Genomic DNA, 6378 nt, shown 5'->3' with positions numbered 1-6378 from the left:
CAGATTGAGGACAGCTATTCGTTCCATCCTGTTTGTTGTTTTTTTGGTTCTGTTTGGCTGGATGGAGAATGTATTTCATACTTTCCGAAACTTATCTTCTTAGCTTCTCTTTTGCAAGAAGTTTCGGAAAGATGAGATGAAAATAGGAAAAAGTGTTGTTATCAGGTTAGCAACCAATTTCTAATAAATTTTTCCTGTTTTGATAAAAAGAGATTTGATGTTAATAAAACAAGGATAAAGAAAGGAAAATAAAATGAAAAAGATAGTTTTTATGACAATGCTTATCTTAAGCATTACATTGGCATATACCGCAACATACACAGTCGGACCTAATCATGATTTCGAAACAATACAAGATGCTATAGACTATGCAAGTAATGGAGATAATATCAGTGTATTTCCATATCCATTCGATGATTATGATGCTATAGATTTCCTGACAAAACAACTAAATATCTATGCAAATGGAAATGTGACCATAGATGGTGGAGTTTCATCGATAGTTGTAGATATGGATGAAGCAGATTATGCCACTATTGATGGTTTTAATATCACAGGTTCCGGAGATTATGGAGTCTATGTTAATGATACTAATTCCGTAGATGTAGAAGATAATGAAATTGAAAATGTAGATACAGGAGTATATGTAAAGAATTCGGTAGCCTTTGATTTAGAAAACAACGAAATCCATGATACTGAAACCGGAATTCATATAGATAAAACCGGATATGTTTCAAATTCTGCTAACTTGGACTGGAATAAGGTCTATGACAATGATGTTGGTTTACAGATCGATAATTCTTATTATTCAACTCATTCAGTAACTATATCAGGAATTCTGATCTATGATAACACTTACGAAGGAATATCATTCGGTGGAACACAAGCGATAACCCTTAATATGTATCATTCAACAATTACCGGCAATGATGATGGTATTGAATTCCAGAGTAATTCTACCGCAACTATCATAAATTCCAACATCTATGGTAATACATCCGATTCCTTTACAGGATCGCCAATTTCGCTCACTGTTACCTACTCCTGCATCGAGGATGGATACAGCGGAACCGGCAATACAGATGAAGATCCCTATTTCTGCATGGATACCGGGTATGAATACCGTTTAATGGAAGGAAGCCCCTGTATTGACGGAGGAGATCCATACGAACAGGATTCAGACGGCACCAGGCTCGATATGGGATATTACAAAACTTTATTCGATATCAAACCTTTGGAAGGCGATCATTCGAACTGGGTATCTTTCCCGCGTCTGGACCGGGATGATAACGATCCGGTCAATGCACCGGAACTCTTGGAGGAAATGATCCCCATGCCGGATGATTTGACCTTACAAGAGTATTTATCTCAATTAACTTATGATGGAACATGGTCAAATGAAGATTATGAAGTAGCTTCTTCCAAAGGTTATATACTCGATATAGAAGATAACGGAGACTTTATTCTGCCCGAGGAGGGATCGAGGTTAGCAGAGGATTGGACCATTACTTTATATGAAGGTATCGAGAACTGGATCGGCTACTGGCTTCCTCTAACGCAAGCACTCGAAGATGCCATCGACAAAGACACGCTCGATTATATAACTTCCATCGAAGCAGAGAACTGGTATGCTTACCAGGAAGACGGCAAATGGATGGGCTGGGGCACGGAAGACCCGACCTTTGTCTATGGTAAGGGATATATAATCGAAGTGGAAGAAGACATCACTTTAGCCTGGGAAAAAGGTGGAAGATCGAAGCGGTTTATCCCGGAAAAGGCAGAATATTTCACCTTTGATGATAAATCCAGGTATGAGATGATCGATATCGAATCCGTGGAAGGTGGAGAAAACCTGCTGGAAATCGGTGTATTCCAGGATGAAGTCTGCGTTGGAGCCAGCAAGGTAGATGGATTTCCTATTCATATCATGGCATATACCGATGCAGTGAACAGGAGCGATGAGTTGAGTTTCGTATTGTATTCGGGTAGAAGCGAATTACAGACCATTAAAACGGTCCTGAAATATAACTTCAAAACCGGGGAATATGAAAGAACTATTATGCATCCCTTTGAAAGCAAATTTTCTTTGATCAAACTGGAATCAAATGGAGATGATCTTACCGATGATTCATATCCGATAAAACTGGCAAACTATCCTAACCCGTTTACCGGATTGACAACCATTTCTCTTTCCTTACCGGAAGATTCAAAAGCTGAACTTTCTATCTACAACCTGAAAGGTCAGAAGGTCAAAACATTATCCAGTGGAGATATGAGCAAAGGAGACCAGCAGATAACCTGGGACGGAACCAATGATAACAGCAAACCTGTGTCCAGCGGTATTTATATGTATCGGCTGGATATTCCGAACAAATCAGTCAGCAGGAAACTACTCCTGATGAGATAGAAACAACACCTTGCGAAGGTTATCGAGCATCTTGCTTTTCTTAACCTTCGCAAGGATTATTGATGTCATTGCGAGGTTTTCTCTTTCTTGAAAGAGACGATTTCTTTCAATGAAACTAACGAAGCAATCTCCAAAGGTTAATAAATTTATAACTGTAGATTCCTCATGAGAGAAACAAGGAGAGAATTCGGAATGACAAGATTGAATTATCAGAATTCATAAAGGAAATTTAATAAAGGAAGTATTATGAAATTTAAACACAATTTTTTTTGTTCGTTTTGTTTGTTTAGTTCGTTGTTAAAGATATTCTTCTTATTCGTGCTGATTTGTGTTAATTCGTGGTTGCAATCCTTAATCCTCGAAGTGAACCAGGACGGCACCGGTGACTTCACGATCATCCAAACTGCCATCGACAGTTGTTCCATAAACGATACAATAAGAGTATATCCCGGAATCTATTATGAAAATCTCTTTATAGACAAGTCTTTATCCCTGGTTTCCAATTATGAATTCACCGGGAATGAGAATGATATCATTTCTACTATCCTCGATGGTGATCAGCAGAGCAGTGTGATCAGGTTAGAAGGAGAAGATGATGATTATATAGATGTTTATATTTGCGGTTTTATTATTCAGAATGGGACAGGCTGGCATGCTGATAATGGTTTCTTTCCCCATAAGCAAGGTGGCGGCATTAGATCTGAAAATGTGCTTCTCAATTTAAAAAAAAATTTCATCAATAATAACAGAGCATATTCCGGTGGCGGTTTGTATCTGAAAAACACTTATACAAATCTATCAGGAAATATTATCTCAAAAAATAATGCATATTCTCTTGGTGGCGGGATGCTTTTACATGATTCATCAAACATAACATTTGATGATCAAAGTTTTAACAGCATATACTTAAATTTTACCGGTAGAGGTGCTGATATTGCAAAATCCGAGTTTTGCCCTTTAATTAATGTTATTGTTGATACTTTCACAGTTTCTGATCCTGATTTTTTCCATATTTATGCGTATGATACTGGTGGACGTTATCAACCCGACGAAATAATCTATTCTATTCAGAATGCTAAAATCGAACAGGTAGAGCGTGATCTTTTTGTGTCTGCAGATGGAGATGATCATAACAGCGGTTTTACAGCAGCCGAACCTCTGCAGAATATCTCTTATGCTCTTGCTTTGATCAAAGCGGACAGCCTGCATCCCCGCACTATCCATGTAGCTGACGGCTTATATTCTCCCGGCTTGAACGGGCAGTATTTTCCACTGCACATGAAAAGTTATGTTTCCGTGGTGGGTGAATCCATGGAAAATACCATTCTCGATGCAGAAGCAGGAATACACATAATACATGCCCGTGATTTTATCGAAGGTGAATACCTCGATCAACCATTAGTGAAATATTACACAGTGAAGAATTTCAAAATGATCCATGGGTATTGGGGTAGTTATATTCATATCCAGAAAAATGCTTATCCAACCTTTGAAAATATCATCTGTGCAGACAGTTATAATATCGATTATTGTATATTAGAAAATACCAGGAGCTATGGTCTTAATATCGAAAATATGGTTTTCAGGGATAATATCTGCGGCAGGGCAATTATTAACATCGGAGGTTATGAAGTATCAAATTTTCATAATGTTATTGTTAAGGACAGCGAACCGCATGAGGATCCAGAAATACAAAAGGGAGGAGGTATAACGATCAGCAATAACGGCGGCAATGGGTATGTATATACGGCAAACCTGGTCAACTGCCAGATCACCAATGTTTCCGACCTCTGCACTATCTGGCCCTTTTCTGGCAGTGCTTTTGCCTGTGGCGAAGGAGGAAAAGCAAACCTGGTGAATTGTACGATCAGCGATAACACTACCTTGAACGGCGCCGGTGTGTTAGTTTGTTACGCTTCGGAACTTAATATTTATAATTCCATTCTTTATGGTAATACACTGAGAGAGCTCATCGTGGATGGTTCTTATGATCATGTGAATACACTTTCTGTCCATAATTCTCTTGTCGAGGGTGGTTACAGCAATATTTTAAATGTAGATGCAAATAATTATGACTGGGATGATGAAACCAACCTCGATGAAGATCCCCTGTTTGCTTTCTTCGGGGAAGTACCTTATTCCATCTCAGCAGGTTCTCCCTGCATAGATGCGGGAACTCTCGATCTCCCTGCTGAGGTAGAACTTCCTGCTTATGACCTTGCCGGCAATCCGAGAATTGTCGGAGAAACAGTCGATATGGGAGCTTTTGAATTTCAGGGAAATGGAATTAGTAGTGAGGAGTTAGAAGTTAGGAGTATTAATATGTCGGTTTATCCGAATCCGTTCAATCCTAATAACCGGGATCACTGCACTTCTATCAAATTCAACCTGCTGCAGGGATGCGATGTCAGTCTCGATATCTATAATGTGAAAGGGCAGAAAGTAAAATCTTTGATGGATGCTTATGCTTCGCGGGGAGAATATACCTGTCGCTGGGATGGCAGAGATGAGAACGGAAAACAGGTTTCCAGCGGTCAGTATATTTGTAAATTGATGGTTGATGAGGAGATGAAAGCAGTGAGGAAGATTGTAATTTTAAAGTAACACAGAATTGTATTCTGTGAGAAATAATAAAAATCAAAACTTTAGTCAATGCCTGCTGAAGTAGACCTAACTCAAGTTTTACAGCGTATAATTGTATTTATGAAATGAACAACCTAGTATATCATTCTTAAAATAGCTGGACAAATAATACAGAAAACTCATTTTGTCTCCCAAAAAAATAGGGAGCAAAGATGGGAAGACCAAGTAAGCGAGCTGAATTAGTTCTAACTAAAGAAGAAAAAGAAATGCTTGAAAAGATAAGTAAATCGCGAACTGAACCTTTTAGAAAGGTATTGAGGGCAAAAATTATTTTGAGAAATATCTCAAAAATTAATGATTCACAAATAGCAAGAGACTTGAAAATTAATCGTAAGTCTGTTATTTTATGTTTGAGCAAATGTGTTACTATGGGAGTAGAATCAGCTTTGACTGATCAACCGCGGAGTGGGAAAAAAGCATTGATAACAGCCAATGAAAAAGCATGGATAATAAATCTCGCTTGTCAAAAACCAAAGGAATTGGGTTATCCACATGAAATCTGGACTTATAGCCTTCTTCTAAAACATATAAAAGCAAACTGTAATGAATTTGGTCATATTAATTTATCCAATTTATCAGTTTCAAAATTGTGGAATATTCTCAATTCTGCAGAGATAAAACCTCATAAAATAAAATATTACGTTGAGAAAAGAGACCCCGAATTTGCAACAAAGATGGAGCAAGTTCTTTATGTTTATAAGGAAGTAGAACTCACAAACCAAAAGATAGATAATGGAGATATTTCACAACCGGATAAGATTACTGTCAGTATTGATGAAAAACCGGGAATACAAGCAATAGGCAACAAAGGAAAAGATCTATTGCCTTTGCCAAATGGGAAAAATGGTTGTATTTATAGAGATTATGAATATGTGCGATATGGAACTTTGAGTTTATTGGCAGGAATTGATCTTCATAATGGTGAAATCATTTACAAGGTTAGCGAAACTCATAAAAGTTCTGATTTTATTGATCTTCTTAAACTTCTTGATAGGAAGTATAATGAAAACATAAAAATCAGAATTATTTTGGATAATGTTTCATCGCATATATCGAAAGAAACAAAAAAGTTCTTAAATACTAAACCCAATAGGTTTGAATTTGTTTTTACGCCCAAACATGGTTCATGGTTGAATATTATAGAATCTTTTTTTAGTAAGATGACAAGAAGTTTCTTAAGAGGCATTAGAGTGAGAAGTAAGCTGGAACTGAAAGAAAGAATATGTGACTACTTGAACGGAATAAATAAAGTTCCAGTAAGATTTAGATGGAAATATAAAATTGATGAGATATTAATTTAATTTGTGTAGTTATTTAGAGAACGCCAT

General features: G+C 37.2%; 3 protein-coding genes. All 3 read left to right on the top strand.

The genetic code is table 11. The features are described from left to right. Window positions 1–253 precede the first annotated feature (253 nt). The 3 genes from ENL20_02045 to ENL20_02035 all read left to right on the top strand — a co-directional run bounded on the left by ENL20_02045 (window position 254) and on the right by ENL20_02035 (window position 6351). Window positions 254–2407, top strand: coding sequence for a T9SS type A sorting domain-containing protein (locus tag ENL20_02045; GenBank protein ID HHE37336.1), 2154 nt, complete (start codon window positions 254–256; stop codon window positions 2405–2407). Window positions 2408–2653: 246 nt separating this feature from the next. Then, window positions 2654–5011, top strand: coding sequence for a hypothetical protein (locus tag ENL20_02040; protein ID HHE37335.1), 2358 nt, complete (start codon window positions 2654–2656; stop codon window positions 5009–5011). 191 nt (window positions 5012–5202) lie between these two features. Further along, window positions 5203–6351 (top strand): IS630 family transposase, encoded by a 1149-nt coding sequence (locus ENL20_02035; protein ID HHE37334.1) that lies wholly within the window; start codon window positions 5203–5205, stop codon window positions 6349–6351. Window positions 6352–6378 lie beyond the last annotated feature (27 nt).

Source organism: Candidatus Cloacimonadota bacterium (genome assembly GCA_011372345.1).
Classification (GTDB): domain Bacteria; phylum Cloacimonadota; class Cloacimonadia; order Cloacimonadales; family TCS61; genus DRTC01.
The sequence above is the reverse complement of the archived record's forward strand: the minus strand, read 5'-3'. Positions and strand labels throughout refer to the sequence as shown.